The following is a 17,981-nucleotide window of genomic DNA, read 5'->3' as shown; positions in this document are numbered from 1 at the left end:
CAACATGTCCGCGCAACCGGTGGGTTCGCGGACCATCCCTGTCACCCGCGCGCGTTCGGTCGAAGCGCTTTTGATTAGAGTTTGATATGGCGCGAGACCAGATCGATATGACGCCGCTGCAGTCACGCGACGAGCTCGTCGCGTGGTTCGAGGCCGGCTGCAAGCCGCTCGACGACTTCCGCATCGGCACCGAGCATGAGAAGACGCCGTTCACGCTCGAAGGCCGCCGCCCGGTTCCTTACGAGGGTGCGCGCGGCATCGGCGCGCTGCTCGAAGGCATGAAGCTCCTGCTCGGCTGGGAGCCGATCATGGAGAAGGGCAACATCATCGGCCTCTACGACGTTACCGGCGGCGGCGCGATCTCGCTCGAACCCGGCGGGCAGTTCGAATTGTCCGGCGCGCCGGTCGAGACCGTGCACCAGACGCAGAGCGAGCTGATGGCGCATCTGGCGCAGGTGCGGGAGATCGCGACCCCGCTCGGCATCGGCTTCCTTGGCCTTGGCATGACGCCGTCCTGGTCGCGCGCCGACATTCCGGTGATGCCGAAAGGCCGCTACAAGATCATGACCAACTACATGCCGAAGGTCGGCAAATACGGCCTCGACATGATGTACCGCACCTGCACGGTGCAGACCAATCTCGACTTCTCGTCCGAAGCGGACATGGTCAAGAAGCTCCGCGTCTCGCTTGCGCTTCAGCCGGTCGCAACTGCCCTGTTTGCCAATTCGCCGTTCACCGAAGGCAAGCCCAACGGCTTCCTGTCCTTCCGCTCGGAAATCTGGCGCGACACCGACAATGCACGCTCCGGCATGCTGCCTTTCGCGTTCGAGGACGGCATGGGCTTTGAGCGCTATGTCGACTATGCGCTCGACGTGCCCATGTATTTCGTCAAGCGCGGCGAGGACTACATCGACGTCTCGGGCTCCTCCTTCCGCGCCTTCTTCGACGGCCGCAACAACAACCTTCCCGGCGAGCGGCCGACGCTGTCGGACTGGGCCAATCATCTCTCGACCATCTTCCCGGAGGTGCGGCTGAAGCGTTACCTCGAGATGCGCGGCTCCGACGGTGGTCCGTGGGGCCGGCTGCCGGCGCTGTCGGCGTTCTGGGTCGGGCTGCTCTATGACAACGTCTCGCTCGATGCCGCCTGGGATCTGGTGAAGCACTGGAGCGCGCATGAGCGCCAGGCGCTGCGCGACGATGTGCCGCGCTTCGGCTTCAAGGCCCGGATCAAGGACCGCTATCTCTTCGAGATTGCCAAGGAATGCCTGGTGCTGGCCCATGCCGGCCTGCGCCGCCGTGGCCGGATCGACCAGCTCGGCCGGGATGAGACCCGCCATCTGGAGCCACTCGACCGCATCATCGATTGCGGACGGACCCCGGCCGAGGAGATGCTGGAGAAATTTCACGGCGCCTGGAAGGAATCCGTGGAACCGGCCTACGAGGACTACGCGTTCTAGTTCAGCCGGACGAGCGGCGCGCCGCCGTTCATCGCCCGTACAGGTTTGCGGCGATCAAATGACCGGCTGAAAAATCCAAGCGCGTTCAATAACTCGAAAGCTGTTCTAATGGGGAAAGGCCGCCTGCCAGGGGCCTTGATGGCAAAGGTCATGGCAAGAGCCGTGACGAGGGTCGTGGCACAGGGTATGGCGTGGGTCATGCTGCTGGCAGTCCTGCCTACCATCGTGCCGGCGAGTGCCCAGACCGCATTCGACCGGCCCGGCGGCGACTATTTCAACACGCCCGTTGCGTCAGGGGATCCCGAGGACTGCGCGCTGCTGTGCGAGCGCGACCGGCGCTGCCGATCCTGGAGCTTCAGCTATCCCGACGTCGAGGGCGCGCCTGCGGTGTGCTGGCTGAAGAACACCGTGCCGCCGCGCAGCCCGGCGAATTGCTGCATCTCCGGCGTCCGCGGCGCGGGCGTGATCGAGCCGCGCGTCGAGGGTGTCGAGACGTCGATCGATCGTCCCGGCGGGGACCTGCGCAATTTCGAACTGAAGGTCGACGAAGGCGAGGACGCCTGCAAGGCCGCCTGCGTCGCCGACAACAAGTGCCGCGCCTTCACCTTCGCGCGCCCCGGTTATACCGGGCGCGCCGCGAAATGCTTCCTGAAGAAGGAAATCAAGCCGCCACGCAGGAAGGCGGGGTTTACGTCGGGCGTGGTCAGGTAGGGATACTCTCGCGCCCCGGGCGCAGTGCAGCACGCAGTGATGCGCTGCTGAACCGGGGCCCACGTCGCTGGGTCCCGGCTCTGCGTCGCGTCACTGCGTGCCGCGCCGCGTCCGGACACGAGACCTACTCCGCCGCAATGATCGCGATCTCCGGCCATAGCGATTTCCATCGCTGAGTTTTCGCCGCGTAGTTCGTCGCGGAGAAATTCGCGCCCGGATTGGGACGCGCGATCAACCCCGCGACGTCGTCGAACCCGTGCGGCGCATAGACGTCGTAGCGATCGCCTGCACGCCGGATGCCGATCTGTGTGTTCTGCGTCAGGAAACGGTCGATGCCGTCGGTCGAACAGGTCAGCGGCGGATAGGGCAGGCCGTGCTTGTCGGGGTACCACAGATGCACGCGCCTGGTTGCGCGCTTCGATCTTCGCGCCGAGATGCGCAAGGCTGGCGTCCAGCTTGCGGATCACCGCGTCTTCCGCTTCCCACGAGGTGTCAGGGTCGAAATAGAACACGTCGTAGTCGGCGATGCCGTGATCGATCGCGCGGCCCGTGATCACGTTCCACGCCGTCTGCACCAGGCATCCCGACACCAGCCAGGCATCCGGCAGCGCAAGCTGCGCGAGCGCGTCGGTGATCGCGACGTTGACGGGATTGCGCAGCGCCAATGCGAGGAATTCGTCGCGGGTCATCGGGAATCGTAGAGTGGGCAAAGGCGCGCACTTCGCGCGTCGTGCCCACCATCTCTCCAGGATTGCGACAGAAGTGGCGGGCACGCTTTCGCTGTGCCCAGCCTACGATCTTCCGGCTCCGTGCCTCACTTCACCGCGGTGAAGAACCGGGCCATCCGGAAGCCCGAGAGCCAGGTCCACATCGGCTGGCTGCGCATGCCGAGATCCCAGGAGCCGAGTACTGCGTCGGCGCGGCCGACGAGATTGTCGATCGGCAACAGCCCGACGCCGCCGGAGCGCAGCGACACGCGGCTGTCGGCGGAGTTGTCCCTGTTGTCGCCGAGCACGAAGAGATGCCCGGCCGGCACCGTCACTTCCGGCGTGTTGTCGAGCGGGCCGTTGTCGCGCATCTTGAAAATGAGATGCGAGACGCCATTCGGCAGCGTCTCGACATAGCGATAGGCGGGCTCGTTGCCGCCGTTGTCGTCCTCAGCCTGGCCGACGCCATCGGGCTTCAGCTCCGCAGGACGGTCGTTGATGAAGAGCTGGCCCTGCCGCATCTGGATGCGGTCGCCGGGCAGACCGACCACGCGCTTGACCCAGGCCTGCGAGCGGTCGCCGGGCCAGCGGAACACGACGACGTCGCCGAGCTTCGGCGTCTCGGCGAAGACGCGGCCGGTTTCCGGCAGGTTGATCTGGATCGGCAACGACGAGGTGCCGTAGCCATAGGGGAATTTCGAGGCGAGCAGCGCGTCGCCGATCAGCAAGGTCGGCTCCATCGAGCCCGACGGCACGTAGAATGGCTCGGCCAGCGCACCCTTGGCGATGAACACGGCGGCGACGATGCCGGCAAGCTGCACGAGCTGTCCGCGCCAGGTGCCGCTCTTGCCGCTGTTCTTGCCGCCGCTCTTGGGCTTGGTTGTTGCAGTCATTTTCTCAACGCTCATGCGCCCGTACCACCCACCGTAATCCGTTCCATCAGAAGCGTCGGCTGGCCGACGCCGACCGGCACGCCCTGGCCGTTCTTGCCGCAGGTACCGATGCCGGTATCGAGCGCGAGATCGTTGCCGATTGCGCGGATGCGATGCAGGTCGGTCGGCCCGTTGCCGATCAGCATGGCGCCCTTCAGCGGCGCGCCGATCTTGCCGTTCTCGATCTTGTAGGCCTCGGTGCACTGGAAGACGTATTTGCCCGAGGTGATGTCGACCTGGCCGCCGCCGAAATTCGCGGCGAAGACGCCGTTCTTCACCGAGGCGAGGATCTCGCCCGGCTCGCGGTCGCCCGCGAGCATGTAGGTGTTGGTCATGCGCGGCATCGGCACATGGGCGTAGCCCTGCCGGCGACCGTTGCCGGTCGGTTTCATGTTCATCAGGCGCGCGTTCTGGCGGTCCTGCATATAGCCGACCAGGATGCCGTCATCGATCAGCACCGTGCGGTTGGTCGGCGTGCCCTCGTCGTCGATCGACAGCGAGCCGCGCCGTGAGGCAATGGTGCCGTCGTCGACCACGGTGACGCCCTTGGCCGCCACCTGCTGGCCCATCAGCCCTGCAAACGCCGAGGTCTTCTTGCGGTTGAAGTCGCCCTCCAGGCCATGGCCGACCGCCTCATGCAACATGACGCCGGGCCAGCCGGCGCCAAGCACCACGTCCATCTCGCCGGCGGGCGCCGGCACGGATTCCAGATTCACCAGCGCCTCGCGCAGCGCGCCGTCAGCTGCGTCGCGCCAGTTCCTGGTCTCGATGAATTCGGCATAGCCGGCACGGCCGCCATAGCCCTTGCTGCCGCTTTCCTGACGATCGCCCTGGCCGGCGACAACGGAAATGTTCACGCGCACCAACGGGCGGATGTCGCGATAGCTCTCGCCATCGGGGCGGAGGATTTCAACCACCTGCCAGGTCGCCCCTATACTCACGCTGACCTGCCGCACGCGCGGATCCTTGTCGCGCAAATACGCGTCGATCTCCGCGAGCAGCTTGACCTTGGCTTCAAAACCCGGCGCATCCAGCGGATTGTCGTCGGCATAGAGCCGCACATTGGTATGCGGCGGCGGCGCGGCAAAGCTTCCCGAATAGCCGCCGCGGACTGCTGCGACCGCATCGGCCGCGCGGATCAGCGCCGGCAGCGACACGTCGGAGGAATGCGCGTAGCCGACCGCGTCGTCTTTCACGGCGCGCAGGCCAAAGCCCTGCGAGGTGTCATAGGTCGCCTGCTTCAGCCGCCCATTGTCGAACATCAGCGCTTCGGTCTGGCTGTATTCCAGGAACAATTCGCCGTCGTCGGCGCCCGAAAGCCCGCGCGCGACTTCGTGGCGAACCTGGTCGCGATCGAGATTGGCGCGGTCGAGCAGGGAGGTCGTGGCAGGGTTGGTCATCGGCGATCCATTATCGGGAGATGTGGGGCAAGATAATGGTTTCAAAAGCGTTCGGCGAGGGGGGCGGGCCGTCACATTACTGAAACGACATGGTCGGGATCGCACCCGGCCAGCCTTTCGATTGGCCTCGTCTTAAGCCGGTTTTCAAGGTTTTCAGCCTATACGGGCGCACACCTGTGTGAACCGGCGGCCAAAGCATGTGGAATTCCCTGCTTGCATTCTGGGATCAGTATCACGGCCTGATCATCGGCTTTGCCGTGCTGGCCCTGGTCCTGTTCGTCAACCAGCTCATCTTCCGGCGTGGCTGGAAATCCTACCCCACGCGCGAACAGTACGTCGCGGCCCATCCAGGCTCAGCGACGGCGGGCGGCGTCGTCTGCGCCAAGTGCCGGCAGAAGGCGGCCGGAATGGCTGTCACCAGTGCCGGCCGCATCTACCGCTGCACCTGGTGCGAGACGGAGCTTTATCGCGTCGACAGGGCGTGAGGTGCGGACGAGCGGCCCACACTCCCGTCATTGCGAGCGCAGCGAAGCAATCCAGACTGCAATCCGCGGAAAGACTCTGGATTGCTTCGTCGCAAGAGCTCCTCGCAATGACTCGAGTGGCTAGGGTCCACTCCGTCACCGTCACCACCGCGCAATGGCGAAGCCATTGTCGCTGGAGGTGCTGGAGCGTAGCGGAGGGCTCGAAGGGCGACGGCCCGGCCGGCCATTCTGCTGTTCATCCTTCGAGGCGAGCCTTGCGGCTCGCACCTCAGGATGTCGGGACTGGCATCGCCCTACGGCAACTTGTCATAGCCCTCGCCGAGCCCGTTCAAGCTGAGCGGGAAGCCGATGCCTTCCTCGGGGGTTTCGAAGATGATGAAGGTCGCGGTCTTGGCTGAACGGAGCTGGCCGAGCAGCTTGTCCTCCAGGACGACCTCGGCGACGCAGCCGTTTGGCAGGCAGCGGACAAAGCCGGCGCGGCCGACGTCCTGGTTGTCGAGCTTCAGCCCGAGGCCGGAGGGCAGCAGCACGCCGAGCGGCGCGACCACCCGCATCAGGCGGCTCTTCTGGTCGGCGGTCTTCAGCACGATCACGGTCAGGCCGGCATTGGAGCGGTCCTCGGCGACAACGCTCTGGATCAGGGCGCATTGCTCGGCCTGGGCGCCCGGCGGGGTGTCGCAGCGGATCTGCCAGTCACCATGGACCGAGCGCACCGCGCCTTGCGCATGCGCAAGGCCCGGCAGGAGGAGGGCGGCGGCCACCAGAAGACAGGCCAGCGTGCCAAAATGGCGGTAAGGAGCGGGTTTCGCCATGCGTGTCGAAAGCCCCATCGGGGTCGATCCCTCTGTTCGCAACCTGCTTGGGCGGCTTCGCTTTCACTCAGGTACGGAAATGACGGCGGCTTGAAGGCGGATCCCAAGCAACCAACAAGCAAATCTCGCGCCGCGCCGGTCGCCTTTTCCCGCGCGAATCAGGCTCCTGCGGGGGCGGCCGATCAGTGCCTACAGCGGGCAATCCTGCTGTCAAGCCGCGACACTCCCGGGACCGCTCATTTTGTCTGAAATATCTTGCGTGTGATGGCTGGCAGACCGGGCTCAAGACTGCATTGCGATACATCAAGAATTATGGTTTGAGAGGCTTGATTTCGGCGTTCTAGCGATCTGGCCCCAATTCCTCTTAGAGGTATTCTTGCGCGGCGGTTTGTCGGACGGGCGGATCGAATAAGCGTTCCCCAAAAATAGGGGAGCGCATTGGGGTGATTTCGTAAGGGGAGCGCGAGCGGCATGAGGATGTCGATGGGCCGGATGGGCCGGCACTTGCTGGGATTGGCCGTAGCTGGCCTGACGCTGGCCACTGGTGGCGCGGCATTTGCCGAGCTGGGTCAGCCGGCGCCGTGGGAGTGGACACTCCAGCAATCCGGTTCCCCGGTGATGGACAACATCGTCTGGTTCCACAATTTCCTGTTCGTGCTCATCACCGTGATCACGCTGTTCGTGCTTGCGCTGCTGGTGATCGTGGTCGTGAAGTTCAACGCGAGAGCCAATCCGGTGCCGTCGCGGACCACCCACAACACGCTGATCGAGGTGCTCTGGACGCTGGTGCCGGTGCTGATCCTGGTCGGCATTGCGGTGCCGTCGTTCCGCCTCCTGTTCCTCGAGCTCGACGTGCCGAAGGCGGACCTCACCATCAAGGCCACCGGCAAGCAGTGGTACTGGTCCTACGCCTATCCGGACAACGGCAAGTTCGAGTTCGACTCGCTGATGGCGCAGGACAAGCAGCCCCGCCTGCTCGGCGTCGACAACGAGATGGTGGTGCCGGTCAACAAGGTGATTCGCGTCCAGACCACCGGCGCCGACGTCATCCACGCCTTCGCGTTGCCGGCCTTCGGCGTCAAGATCGACGCGATTCCGGGCCGCCTGAACGAGACCTGGTTCAAGGCGACCAAGACCGGCATGTATTACGGCCAGTGCTCGGAGCTCTGCGGCAAGGACCATGCCTTCATGCCGATCGCGATTCGCGTGGTCAGCGACCAGGAATTCGCCTCCTGGGTTGATACGGCGAAGAAGAAATTTGCGAGCGGTGGCACGAGCACTTACGCCTCCGCGGCCGGCCCGGCGCAGTAAGCGCCGGTTCAGGGGACGAAAGGGCGGGACCTCTCGGGGTCCGAACGGGACGCAAGGCAGGATTTGAAAATGGCAACGAGTGCAGCGACACACGGCGATCACGCCCAAGACCACGCACACGACGATCACGGCCATCCGACCGGATGGCGGCGCTACGTCTATTCGACCAACCACAAGGACATCGGCACGATGTACCTGATCTTCGCGGTCATCGCGGGCATCATCGGTGCGGCGATGTCGATCGCGATCCGCGCCGAGCTGATGTATCCGGGCGTGCAGATCTTCCACGAGACCCACACCTACAATGTGTTCGTGACCAGCCACGGCCTGATCATGATCTTCTTCATGGTCATGCCCGCGATGATCGGCGGCTTCGGTAACTGGTTCGTGCCGCTGATGATCGGTGCGCCGGACATGGCGTTCCCGCGCATGAACAACATCTCGTTCTGGCTGCTGCCGGCCTCCTTCGCGCTGCTGCTCTGCTCGACCTTCGTCGAGGGCGAGCCGGGCGCCAACGGCGTCGGTGCGGGCTGGACCATCTACGCGCCGCTGTCGACCACGGGTCATCCGGGCCCGGCCGTCGATTTCGCGATCCTGTCGCTGCACCTTGCCGGTGCCTCCTCGATCCTGGGCGCGATCAACTTCATCACCACGATCTTCAACATGCGCGCACCGGGCATGACCCTGCACAAGATGCCGCTGTTCGTCTGGTCGATCCTGGTGACGGTGTTCCTGCTGCTGCTGTCGCTGCCGGTGCTCGCCGGCGCGATCACCATGCTGCTCACCGACCGCAACTTCGGCACCACCTTCTTCTCGCCGGACGGCGGCGGCGACCCCGTGCTGTTCCAGCACCTGTTCTGGTTCTTCGGCCACCCCGAGGTGTACATCCTGATCCTGCCCGGCTTCGGCATGGTCAGCCAGATCGTGTCGACCTTCTCGCGCAAGCCCGTGTTCGGCTATCTCGGCATGGCCTACGCCATGGTCGCGATCGGCGGCATCGGCTTCGTGGTGTGGGCGCACCACATGTACACGGTCGGCATGTCCTCGGCGACGCAGGCCTATTTCGTCGCCGCGACCATGGTGATCGCGGTGCCCACGGGCGTGAAGATCTTCTCGTGGATCGCCACGATGTGGGGCGGCTCGATCGAGTTCCGCGCGCCGATGATCTGGGCGGTGGGCTTCATCTTCCTGTTCACGGTCGGCGGCGTCACCGGCGTCGTGCTGGCGAATGCCGGCGTCGACCGCGTGCTCCAGGAGACCTACTACGTCGTCGCGCACTTCCACTATGTGCTGTCGCTCGGCGCGGTGTTCGCGATCTTCGCCGGCTGGTACTACTGGTTCCCGAAGATGACGGGCTACATGTACAACGAGACGCTCGCCAAGGCACACTTCTGGGTCACCTTCATCGGCGTCAATCTGGTGTTCTTCCCGCAGCACTTCCTCGGCCTGTCGGGCATGCCGCGCCGCTATGTCGACTATCCCGACGCGTTCGCGGGCTGGAACCTGATCTCCTCGATCGGCTCCTACATCTCCGGCTTCGGCGTGCTGATCTTCCTCTACTGCGTGTTCGACGCCTTCATCCGCAAGGAGCGGGCGGCCGACAATCCCTGGGGTGCCGGCGCAACCACGCTGGAGTGGACGCTGCCCTCGCCGCCGCCGTTCCACCAGTTCGAAGTGCTGCCCCGCGTGCAGTAAGCAACCCTTCGCCGCGGCGCCTGTTACGGGCGCCGCTGCTCTATAACGAAGCGAGTAGGTTTAAGTGTCGGTCCTCGATCAGAACGCTGTCGATATCAGGATCTCCGAGGCGGAGGTCGGCGACTACATCGCGCTCTTGAAGCCGCGGGTGATGTCGCTCGTGATCTTCACCGCGCTGGTCGGGCTGATGCTGGCGCCCGGGCATTTCCACCCCGTGCTCGCGATCACCTCGCTGCTCTGCATCGCGGTCGGCGCCGGCGCCTCCGGTGCGCTGAACATGGCGCTGGAAGGCGACATCGACGCCAAGATGTCGCGCACCGCGAACCGGCCAATCCCGCGCGGCCGCATCACCAAGCCCGAGGCGATGACCTTCGGCATGACGCTCGCCTTCTTCTCGGTGATGACGCTCGGCATTCTCGTCAACTGGATCGCGGGCGCGCTGCTTGCCTTCACCATCTTCTTCTACGTCGTGATCTACACGATGCTGTTGAAGCGCTGGACCGCGCAGAACATCGTGATCGGCGGCGCCGCCGGCGCGCTGCCGCCGGTGGTCGCCTGGGCCGCAGTGACCGGCACGGTCGACGTCGAGCCGCTGCTCCTGTTCCTCATCATCTTCTTCTGGACTCCGCCGCACTTCTGGGCGCTGGCGCTGTTCCGCTCCGACGATTACGCCCGTGCCGGCATCCCGATGCTGCCCAACGTCTCCGGTCCCGACGCGACGCGGCTGCAGATCCTGCTCTACACCGTCGTCCTGATCGCGGTGGCGGCGGCGCCCTGGGCGCTCGGTTATTTCGACTGGATCTACGGCGTCACCTCGCTGGTGCTCGGCGCCGGCATGCTGGTGCTCGCCAGCAACGTCTATATGCGGCGCGAGCGCAGCCAGTCGCTGCGGGCGACGCGCAAATTGTTTGCTTTCTCGATTCTTTATCTGTTCGCGCTGTTCGCGACCCTGCTCGCCGAGGTCGTGTTCCGCGCCCTTGCTCCGATGGTAGGGGGCGCATGACGCTGGCATGCCCGACAAACCCGAGCCAGATGGAATCGTCCTCACCGAGGCGCAGAAGAGGAGCCGCCGTCAGCGCTCGATCGCGATCGCGCTCGCGCTCGGCGTGCTCGTGGTGCTGTTTTTCGCGGTCACCATGGTCAAGGGACCAGCGGTGCTAGTTCGGCCATTGTAGGAAAGATGGATCAGAAGCCGACCATATCGCGGGATGAGAGCCGAAGGGCCACGAAGGGGCGTGGTCTTTTCAACGGTCTTGGCCGCGACGCACTGGTCGCCTCGATCTGTGGCGGCGTGGTCGCACTGATGGTCGGCGCCTCCTACGCGGCCGTGCCGTTCTACAACTGGTTCTGCCGCGCCACCGGCTTCAACGGCACCACTCAAGTCGCGACCTCCGCGCCTACCACCGGGCCGATCGCGCGCAAGATCGCGGTGCGCTTCGATTCCAACGTCGCGCCGGGCCTGCCCTGGAAGTTCGAGCCCGAGCAGACCGAGATCGAGGTCAATGTCGGCCAGGTCACGACCGTCTACTACACCGTGACCAACCAGGCCGCGCGCACCACCGCGGGGCAAGCGGCCTACAATGTCGCGCCGCTGACGGTCGGGTCCTATTTCCAGAAGATCAACTGCTTCTGCTTCACCGAGCAGACCATGGCGCCCGGCGAGAAGCGGGAGATGCCCGTGGTGTTCTATGTCGATCCATCGATCATCGACGATCACGACAATGACGGGCTGGGCACGATCACGCTGTCCTATACGTTCTATCCGGTGCGCGAGCCGGCGGTGAAGCCGCTCGCATCCGGCGAGGATGACAAGCGCAAAGGCAATCTTTGATCGCCGGGCTCAGATCCGGGGATTGGAATTAAAGGGGATAAGTGCCTGACGGGCACGGGCTAAGGAGAGAGACGGAAATGGCGACCGCGCAAGGCAAGCATCACGACTATCACCTGGTCGATCCGTCTCCGTGGCCGGCCGTCGGCTCGGTCTCGGCCTTCGTCATGGCATTCGGCGCCATCGCCTGGATGCACCACATGTTCGCGGCTGCGCCGATCATCTTCGGCTTCGGCACCGTCGGCGTGCTCTACACCATGGCGAGCTGGTGGGGCGACGTGATCAGGGAAGCCCAGTACAAGGGCGACCACACCCGCGTCGTGCAGCTGCACCACCGCTACGGCATGATCCTGTTCATCGCCTCCGAGGTGATGTTCTTCGTCGCCTGGTTCTGGGCCTTCTTCAACTCGGCGCTGTTCCCCGACTTCTCCATCCAGGCCACCCGTGACGCAGTCTTCGGTTGCGGACTGGGCACCGCGGCCGGCGCCTGCAGCGTGCCCGGCACCTGGCCGCCGCACGGCATCGAGACCTTCGATCCCTGGCACTTGCCGCTCCTTAACACGCTGATCCTCCTGACCTCCGGCACCACCGCGACCTGGGCGCACCATGCGCTGCTGGAAAACGACCGCCAGGGCCTCAAGTACGGTCTGATCCTTACCGTGCTCCTGGGCGCGACCTTTACCTGCGTGCAGGCCTATGAGTACAGCCACGCCGCGTTCTCCTTTGCCGGCAACATCTACGGCGCGACCTTCTTCATGGCGACCGGCTTCCACGGTTTCCACGTGCTGGTCGGCACCGTGTTCCTGCTGGTGTGCCTGGCGCGCGCCTATGCCGGTCACTTCACGCCGAAGCAGCACCTCGGCTTCGAGTTTGCCGCCTGGTACTGGCACTTCGTCGACGTGGTCTGGCTGTTCCTGTTCATCTGCATCTACGTCTGGGGTCGCGGCGCCGAGACCATGGCCCACGGCGCGCATTAACGCCCCGTCGATCGTGATACAAAGGGGCGGCCTCAAGGGCCGCCCCTTTTGCTTAAGGTGGGGAGAGGCGAAGGAAAGTGCATGACCGAGTATCCTCCCACGACCGTTTTCCAGAGCGCGATGCGCGGACTTGCCTGCAAATGCCCGCGCTGCGGACGGGGCAAGCTCTATGCAGGCTTTCTCACGCTCGCTCCGTCGTGTGAGGTCTGTGGCCTCGATTACGCCTTCATCGATTCCGGCGACGGGCCGGCGATCTTCATCATCATGCTGGCCGGCGCGATCGTGGTGGCCTGCGCGCTGATCGTCGAGGTCAAATACCAGCCGCCGTTCTGGCTGCATGCGGTGCTGTGGCTGCCGCTGATCCTGGCCACCACGCTGTTGCCGCTGCGCGCCATGAAGTCTCTGTTGATCGCGCTGCAATTCCACCACAAGGCGGCGCCGGGCCGGCTGGTCGATCGCGCGAAATGAACGGGACCGCGACGCGCCGCCGCGGCGTGGTGGGCTTTGGCCTGTTCACGCTCGCCATGATCGCAGCCTTCATCGCGCTCGGTGTCTGGCAATTGCAGCGCCGCGTCGCCAAGCATGAATTGATCGCAGCGCTGACCGAGCGGCTTGCAGCGCCGCCGGTCGCGCTGCCGCCGCCTCTACAGTGGAGCACGCTCAACGCGGCCAATGACGAGTTTCGCCGCGTGAGCTTCACGGCCACCTACGCGCCGCTTCCAGACGCCATGGTCTACAGCTCCGGCTCGGCCGTGCGCAAGGATGCCGCCGGTCCCGGCACCTGGGCCTTCCTGCCGGCACGGCTGCCGACCGGCGAGATGATCGTGATCGATGCCGGCTTCGTCGAGAATACGATGCAGGATCGGTCCGTCGAGGATCGTGCTGTAACCAAGCTCGTCACCGGCGGGCCGGTCGCGCTCACCGGATACTTGCGTTTTCCGGAAGCGCCGGGCTGGCTCACGCCTGCGGAGAATCGCACCAAGCGGCTGTGGTTCGTGCGCGATCAGCATCTGATGGCAAGTGCGCTCGGCTGGGGCGCGGTCGCACCATTCTACATCGATCTGGAACAGCCTGCGCCCGAGAACGGCATCCCGCGTCCCGGACCGCTCGACGTGCATCTGAAGGATGATCATCTGCAATACGCCATCACCTGGTTCACGCTCGCCGCCGCGGTGCTGATCGCGTTCGGCGTATGGGTGAGGGGACGGCGGCGGAGCTGATCCACCGGTTTCCGCGGCGGAACCCGGAATCTTCCGGGCTTTACCATTCAGCGTTCATTCGCGACTGTGGCCAAAAGCCGCGAAACGAATTCGCGTTAGCAGATCGGGATGGACGCGTGAGTGACTTCGACCAGATGGGCATTGTCGTCGACTGGCTGGACGCCTGTCGCAAGGGCGACCTCAGGTCGCTGATCGATCTCTACACCGATGATGCCAGCCTCGAATGCCAATGCGGGGGCACGCATCTCTACCACGGCCGCAGCGAGCTCGAAGCTTATTGGGGATCGCGGCTTGGGGCACTCTCCTCTGCCGGATTCGGGCTCGAGGACATCAGCCCCGCGCCGCAGGGCGTCGAGCTCGAATATTCGATTGCCGGCTCGTTGCGCATCCGCGCCAGCTTCGGCTTCAGCGCCGATGGCAAGATTTCCCGGACCACCTGCGCGCCGGCGCGGCAGAATCCGATGGACTGCTCTGCCTGCTAGCGGGGGAATGGCCCCGCGCCGCCAAATATGCAAACGGGCGCAGCCAGATGCACGTAGGGTCTTCCCCATTTAGTTAAATTCTAACGCAGGTCGCATTTTCACTCTTTCCATTTGTTCCCGCTGGCTTATCTGTTTGGGAAAGCGAGCACGAACAATGCAAGACATCGTCAAGCCGGCCACGCGGATATTGATCGTCGACGACCATCCGGTCGTCGTATTCGGCTGCAGGTCGCTGTTCGCGTCAGATCACTCGATCCGGATCGACGAGGCCAGTGATGCAAAGTCCGGTCACCGCGCCTTCGTCAGCAAGCGTCCCGACGTCACCCTGATCGACATCAGCCTGCCTGACGTCTCCGGCTTCGAGCTGATGCGCCGTATCCGCAAGGACGATCCGGACGCCAAGATCATCATGCTCAGCACCAACGACGATCCGGCTTTTGTGGTCCGGGCGGTCGAGATGGGCGCACAGGGCTATGTCTCCAAGGGCGACGACATCAAGATCCTGGTCAAGGCGGTGCGCAAGGTCGCGGCCGGCGACAATTTCATCTCGCCGCAACTCGCGGAGGCCGTGACCTTTTCCGGCGCGGCGATCAAGGCGAACCCGGCCTCGCAGATGACGCCGCGGGAATTGGAAATCCTGCGGCTGTTAGGGCGCGGCGACAAGATCGTCGAGGTCGCCGAAGCGCTCGGCATCTCCTACAAGACCGTCGCCAACACCACGTCGCTGTTGAAGCAGAAGCTTGGCGCGAAAAACCACTCTGACCTGATCCGGATCGCGGTGGCGGTCGGGATGAACTGAGTTCGGTCGTCCCAACTGAACGGCCTTCCAGCGGCGGGAAAAAATAGCAGGCGTGTCACGCCGAGCTTCAAAGCGGAGCGCGATCCGCGATCATCGCATTGGCAGGTTGCGGGAAAAGTTGGAACGTTCTCCGGCGCAAACCGTTTTTCCCTTGACGATGAGATGACACCCGACCAAAAGCTCACGGCGAATGATTTGACGAGGCCCTGGCCCACGAACCGGCCTCTGAACATGGGTAAAACCGGTCTGCACACGTAACGACAGACCCTTCCAGGAGAGGGCTGCGGCACCGCCGCAGCCCTTTTTCTTGCGCCGCTTTAGGCCGGGGGCGACACGGGAAGCGGTTTCCCGATGCGGCAAAACGCTTTATGGTGCCCTCCAGCTTGCTGCGGCAAGAGAAAGTAACTTCATTAAAATCAAAGGTTTAGGCGATCGGCCGGCCTTTGGAGGGCGGTTTGACTCGATATATCTCCACACGGGGCGAGGCCCCCGAGCTTGGCTTCTGCGACGTGATGCTGACCGGGCTTGCCCGCGATGGCGGGCTCTATGTGCCCCTCGCCTGGCCGCAGCTCTCGCCAGAGACGATCGCGGGATTCTTCGGCCGTCCCTATTGGGAGGTCGCGGTCGACGTGATCCGCCCGTTCACCGGCGGTGAGATCTCGGATGCCGATCTCGGCCGCATGGCGAACGAGGCCTATGCCACCTTCCGCCACCCGGCCGTGGTGCCGCTGCGCCAGATGTCGCCGCATCAATTCGTGCTGGAGCTGTTTCACGGTCCGACGCTCGCCTTCAAGGACGTCGCGATGCAGCTGATCTCGCGGCTGATGGATCACGTCCTCGCCAAGCGCGGCCAGCGCACCACCATCGCGGTCGCGACCTCAGGCGACACCGGCGGCGCCGCCGTCGAAGCCTTCGCGGGCCTGGAGAATGTCGACCTCATCGTGCTGTTTCCGCACAACCGCGTCTCCAACGTGCAGCAGCGCATGATGACGACGACGGGCGCCGCCAACGTGCATGCGCTCGCCATCGAAGGCACGTTCGACGATTGCCAGGCGCTGGTGAAGGGGATGTTCAACCATCACCGCTTCCGCGACACCGTCGCTCTGTCCGGAGTCAACTCGATCAACTGGGCGCGCATCGTGGCGCAGGTGGTCTACTACTTCACCTCCGCGGTCGCGGTGGGCGCGCCGGCGCGGCAGGTCGATTTCACGGTGCCGACCGGCAATTTCGGCGACATCTTTGCGGGCTACGTCGCCAAGCGCATGGGGCTTCCGGTGCGCACCTTGCGCATCGCCGCCAATGTCAACGACATCCTGGCGCGCACGCTCAAGACCGGCATCTACGAAGTGCGCGAGGTGCACGCCACCGCGTCGCCCTCGATGGACATCCAGATCTCCTCGAACTTCGAGCGGCTGATGTTCGAGGCGAGCCGGCGCGATGCGGCCGGCGTCCGCCGGCTGATGGATTCGCTGAAGCAGTCGGGACGCTTCGTGCTGCCCGACGCAACGCTCGCTGCGATCCGCGAGGAGTTCGATGCCGGCCGCGCGGACGAGACCGAAACCTCGGCTGCGATCCGTGCCGCCTGGCGTGAGGCCGGCGAGCTCGTCGATCCCCATACCGCAGTGGCCCTCGCGGTGGCCGATCGCGACACCACGGACACGACGGTGCCCAATATCGTGCTGTCCACCGCGCATCCCGCCAAATTCCCCGACGCGGTCGAGGCCGCCTGCAGCATGCGGCCGCAATTGCCGGCCTGGCTCGACGGCTTGATGACCAAATCCGAACACATGAAGGTGATGAAGAACGATCAGGCCGAGGTGGAGCGGTTCGTGTTGTCGGTTAGCCGCGCCGCAAAGCAGGGAGTTGCCGGATGAGCGTCGAGATCTCCAAGCTTGGCTCCGGCCTCACCGTCGTCACCGACAACATGCCCCATGTCGAGACCGCCGCGCTCGGCGTCTGGGCCGGCGTGGGCGGCCGCGACGAGAAGTCGAACGAGCATGGCATCTCGCACCTGCTCGAGCACATGGCCTTCAAGGGGACCACCCGGCGCTCCTCGCGCGAGATCGTCGAGGAGATCGAGGCAGTCGGCGGAGATCTCAACGCCGGCACCTCGACCGAGACGACGTCCTACTACGCGCGGGTGATGAAGGCCGACGTGCCGCTGGCGCTCGACGTGCTCGCCGACATCCTCGCCAATCCCGCCTTCGAGCCGGAAGAGCTCGAGCGCGAGAAGAACGTCATCGTGCAGGAGATCGGCGCTGCGCAGGACACGCCCGACGACGTCGTGTTCGAGCATCTCAACGAGCTCTGCTATCCCGACCAGCCGATGGGCCGCTCGCTGCTCGGCACCGCCAAGACGCTGCGCGGCTTCAACCGCGACATGCTGCGCGGCTATCTCTCCACGCATTATCGCGGCCCCGACATGGTGGTGGCTGCCGCAGGCGCGGTCGACCACCGTCAGGTCGTGGACGAGGTGGCGAAGCGGTTTGCGAGTTTCGAGGCGACGCCAGGGCCGAAGCCGGCGCCTGCGATGTTCGGCAAGGGCGGGGCCAAGGTGGTGCATCGCGAGCTCGAGCAGGCGCATCTGACGCTGGCGCTGGAAGGCGTGCCGCAGACCGATCCGTCGCTGTTCTCGCTCCAGGTCTTCACCAACGTCCTCGGCGGCGGGATGTCGTCGCGGCTGTTCCAGGAGGTGCGGGAGAAGCGCGGGCTGTGCTACTCGATTTACAGCTTCCATGCGCCCTATACCGATACCGGCTTCTTCGGGCTCTACACCGGCACCGATCCGGGGGACGCGCCGGAGATGATGGAGGTCGTCGTCGACATCATCAATGATTCGGTGGAGACGCTGACCGAGGCCGAGATCGCGCGCGCAAAAGCACAGATGAAGGCGGGCCTCCTGATGGCGCTGGAGAGCTGCTCTTCGCGCGCCGAGCAGCTCGCGCGGCATGTGCTGGCCTATGGGCGGCCCCAGACGGTGCAGGAGCTGGTGGCTCGAATCGATGCCGTCAGCGTCGAATCGACGCGAAATGCGGCGCGAGCGCTATTATCGCGGAGCCGCCCCGCGGTCGTTGCATTGGGCAGCGGCAGGGGTCTGGACACGGCAGTGTCTTTTGCGGAAGGATTGACCCGGGCGCGAGCCAAGGCAAGGCTCCACTAGGAGCT

Annotated in this window: 18 protein-coding genes and 1 pseudogene; 15 read left to right on the top strand and 4 right to left on the bottom strand. The window is 64.7% G+C overall.

The features are described 5' to 3' along the window. Positions 1–86: 86 nt before the first annotated feature. Positions 87–1,457: a glutamate--cysteine ligase gene (locus tag NLN62_RS14765; RefSeq protein ID WP_027521448.1), complete on the top strand. Its 1,371-nt coding sequence runs from the start codon at positions 87–89 to the stop codon at positions 1,455–1,457. A gap of 108 nt (positions 1,458–1,565) precedes the next feature. Beyond that, positions 1,566–2,168, top strand: coding sequence for a PAN domain-containing protein (locus tag NLN62_RS14760; RefSeq protein ID WP_254109248.1), 603 nt, complete (start codon positions 1,566–1,568; stop codon positions 2,166–2,168). A gap of 124 nt (positions 2,169–2,292) precedes the next feature. On the opposite strand, the pseudogene NLN62_RS14755 reads toward NLN62_RS14760, so the two are convergent. The 3 genes and pseudogenes from NLN62_RS14755 to tldD form a co-directional block, all read right to left on the bottom strand. Further along, positions 2,293–2,857, bottom strand: a pseudogene (locus NLN62_RS14755) (nucleotidyltransferase family protein). Positions 2,858–2,982: 125 nt separating this feature from the next. Further along, positions 2,983–3,783 carry a signal peptidase I gene (gene lepB / locus NLN62_RS14750; RefSeq protein ID WP_254109247.1) on the bottom strand — a complete coding sequence of 267 codons (801 nt, stop codon included), beginning with the start codon at positions 3,781–3,783 and terminating at the stop codon, positions 2,983–2,985. Continuing rightward, a complete protein-coding gene (tldD, locus tag NLN62_RS14745) occupies positions 3,780–5,207 on the bottom strand; it encodes a metalloprotease TldD (protein ID WP_027521444.1) in 1,428 nt (475 codons plus the stop codon). Before tldD ends, lepB begins: the two co-directional genes overlap by 4 nt. 197 nt (positions 5,208–5,404) lie before the next feature. Between tldD and NLN62_RS14740 the strand changes: the two genes are divergently transcribed. After that, positions 5,405–5,692 (top strand): hypothetical protein, encoded by a 288-nt coding sequence (locus NLN62_RS14740; protein ID WP_254109246.1) that lies wholly within the window; start codon positions 5,405–5,407, stop codon positions 5,690–5,692. A 293-nt stretch (positions 5,693–5,985) separates the two neighbouring features. Here the strand turns inward: NLN62_RS14740 and NLN62_RS14735 are convergent, their stop codons facing one another. Next, on the bottom strand, positions 5,986–6,522 hold the full coding sequence (locus NLN62_RS14735; RefSeq protein ID WP_254109245.1) for an invasion associated locus B family protein: 537 nt from the start codon (positions 6,520–6,522) through the stop codon (positions 5,986–5,988). A 453-nt stretch (positions 6,523–6,975) separates the two neighbouring features. Between NLN62_RS14735 and coxB the strand changes: the two genes are divergently transcribed. The 12 genes from coxB (at position 6,976) to NLN62_RS14675 (ending at position 17,976) form a co-directional block, all read left to right on the top strand. Next, entirely contained in the window at positions 6,976–7,815 is an 840-nt protein-coding gene (gene coxB, locus NLN62_RS14730) for a cytochrome c oxidase subunit II (RefSeq protein ID WP_027521441.1), read from the top strand. A gap of 69 nt (positions 7,816–7,884) precedes the next feature. Beyond that, positions 7,885–9,510 (top strand): cytochrome c oxidase subunit I, encoded by a 1,626-nt coding sequence (ctaD, locus tag NLN62_RS14725; protein ID WP_254109244.1) that lies wholly within the window; start codon positions 7,885–7,887, stop codon positions 9,508–9,510. 64 nt (positions 9,511–9,574) lie between these two features. Further along, positions 9,575–10,513 (top strand): heme o synthase, encoded by a 939-nt coding sequence (locus NLN62_RS14720; protein WP_254109243.1) that lies wholly within the window; start codon positions 9,575–9,577, stop codon positions 10,511–10,513. Positions 10,514–10,520: 7 nt separating this feature from the next. Next, positions 10,521–10,685, top strand: a complete 165-nt coding sequence (locus tag NLN62_RS14715) for a hypothetical protein (protein WP_027521438.1) — start codon at positions 10,521–10,523, stop codon at positions 10,683–10,685. 5 nt (positions 10,686–10,690) lie between these two features. After that, entirely contained in the window at positions 10,691–11,341 is a 651-nt protein-coding gene (locus NLN62_RS14710) for a cytochrome c oxidase assembly protein (RefSeq protein WP_254109242.1), read from the top strand. Between the two features lie 77 nt (positions 11,342–11,418). Then, positions 11,419–12,315, top strand: a complete 897-nt coding sequence (locus NLN62_RS14705; RefSeq protein WP_027521436.1) for a cytochrome c oxidase subunit 3 — start codon at positions 11,419–11,421, stop codon at positions 12,313–12,315. Positions 12,316–12,396: 81 nt separating this feature from the next. Continuing rightward, positions 12,397–12,783: a DUF983 domain-containing protein gene (locus NLN62_RS14700; protein WP_027521435.1), complete on the top strand. Its 387-nt coding sequence runs from the start codon at positions 12,397–12,399 to the stop codon at positions 12,781–12,783. Continuing rightward, positions 12,780–13,535 carry an SURF1 family protein gene (locus tag NLN62_RS14695; protein WP_027521434.1) on the top strand — a complete coding sequence of 252 codons (756 nt, stop codon included), beginning with the start codon at positions 12,780–12,782 and terminating at the stop codon, positions 13,533–13,535. The genes NLN62_RS14700 and NLN62_RS14695 overlap by 4 nt, the downstream gene beginning before the upstream one ends. 116 nt (positions 13,536–13,651) lie before the next feature. Beyond that, the gene (locus tag NLN62_RS14690; protein WP_027521433.1) at positions 13,652–14,017 is read left to right on the top strand and encodes a nuclear transport factor 2 family protein; all 366 of its coding nucleotides are present in this window, start codon (positions 13,652–13,654) and stop codon (positions 14,015–14,017) included. Positions 14,018–14,171: 154 nt separating this feature from the next. Beyond that, positions 14,172–14,816: a response regulator transcription factor gene (locus NLN62_RS14685; RefSeq protein ID WP_027521432.1), complete on the top strand. Its 645-nt coding sequence runs from the start codon at positions 14,172–14,174 to the stop codon at positions 14,814–14,816. 455 nt (positions 14,817–15,271) lie between these two features. After that, positions 15,272–16,690, top strand: a complete 1,419-nt coding sequence (gene thrC / locus NLN62_RS14680; protein WP_027521431.1) for a threonine synthase — start codon at positions 15,272–15,274, stop codon at positions 16,688–16,690. Next, entirely contained in the window at positions 16,687–17,976 is a 1,290-nt protein-coding gene (locus NLN62_RS14675) for a pitrilysin family protein (RefSeq protein ID WP_027521430.1), read from the top strand. The genes thrC and NLN62_RS14675 overlap by 4 nt, the downstream gene beginning before the upstream one ends. The last annotated feature ends 5 nt before the right edge of the window (positions 17,977–17,981 follow it).

Source organism: Bradyrhizobium sp. CCGUVB23 (assembly GCF_024199885.1).
In the GTDB taxonomy this organism is placed as follows: domain Bacteria; phylum Pseudomonadota; class Alphaproteobacteria; order Rhizobiales; family Xanthobacteraceae; genus Bradyrhizobium.
Note: the sequence above shows the minus strand (reverse complement) of the source record. Positions and strands in the feature narration are given on the sequence as shown.

Excerpts from the sequence above, each read along its gene's own strand:
- NLN62_RS14765 (WP_027521448.1), top strand. The coding sequence starts at position 87 with ATGGCGCGAGACCAGATCGATATGACGCCGCTGCAGTCACGCGACGAG.
- NLN62_RS14760 (WP_254109248.1), top strand. The coding sequence starts at position 1,566 with ATGGGGAAAGGCCGCCTGCCAGGGGCCTTGATGGCAAAGGTCATGGCA.
- lepB (WP_254109247.1), bottom strand. The coding sequence starts at position 3,783 with ATGAGCGTTGAGAAAATGACTGCAACAACCAAGCCCAAGAGCGGCGGC.
- tldD (WP_027521444.1), bottom strand. The coding sequence starts at position 5,207 with ATGACCAACCCTGCCACGACCTCCCTGCTCGACCGCGCCAATCTCGAT.
- NLN62_RS14740 (WP_254109246.1), top strand. The coding sequence starts at position 5,405 with ATGTGGAATTCCCTGCTTGCATTCTGGGATCAGTATCACGGCCTGATC.
- NLN62_RS14735 (WP_254109245.1), bottom strand. The coding sequence starts at position 6,522 with ATGGGGCTTTCGACACGCATGGCGAAACCCGCTCCTTACCGCCATTTT.
- coxB (WP_027521441.1), top strand. The coding sequence starts at position 6,976 with ATGAGGATGTCGATGGGCCGGATGGGCCGGCACTTGCTGGGATTGGCC.
- ctaD (WP_254109244.1), top strand. The coding sequence starts at position 7,885 with ATGGCAACGAGTGCAGCGACACACGGCGATCACGCCCAAGACCACGCA.
- NLN62_RS14715 (WP_027521438.1), top strand. The coding sequence starts at position 10,521 with ATGCCCGACAAACCCGAGCCAGATGGAATCGTCCTCACCGAGGCGCAG.
- NLN62_RS14710 (WP_254109242.1), top strand. The coding sequence starts at position 10,691 with ATGGATCAGAAGCCGACCATATCGCGGGATGAGAGCCGAAGGGCCACG.
- NLN62_RS14705 (WP_027521436.1), top strand. The coding sequence starts at position 11,419 with ATGGCGACCGCGCAAGGCAAGCATCACGACTATCACCTGGTCGATCCG.
- NLN62_RS14700 (WP_027521435.1), top strand. The coding sequence starts at position 12,397 with ATGACCGAGTATCCTCCCACGACCGTTTTCCAGAGCGCGATGCGCGGA.
- NLN62_RS14695 (WP_027521434.1), top strand. The coding sequence starts at position 12,780 with ATGAACGGGACCGCGACGCGCCGCCGCGGCGTGGTGGGCTTTGGCCTG.
- NLN62_RS14685 (WP_027521432.1), top strand. The coding sequence starts at position 14,172 with ATGCAAGACATCGTCAAGCCGGCCACGCGGATATTGATCGTCGACGAC.
- NLN62_RS14675 (WP_027521430.1), top strand. The coding sequence starts at position 16,687 with ATGAGCGTCGAGATCTCCAAGCTTGGCTCCGGCCTCACCGTCGTCACC.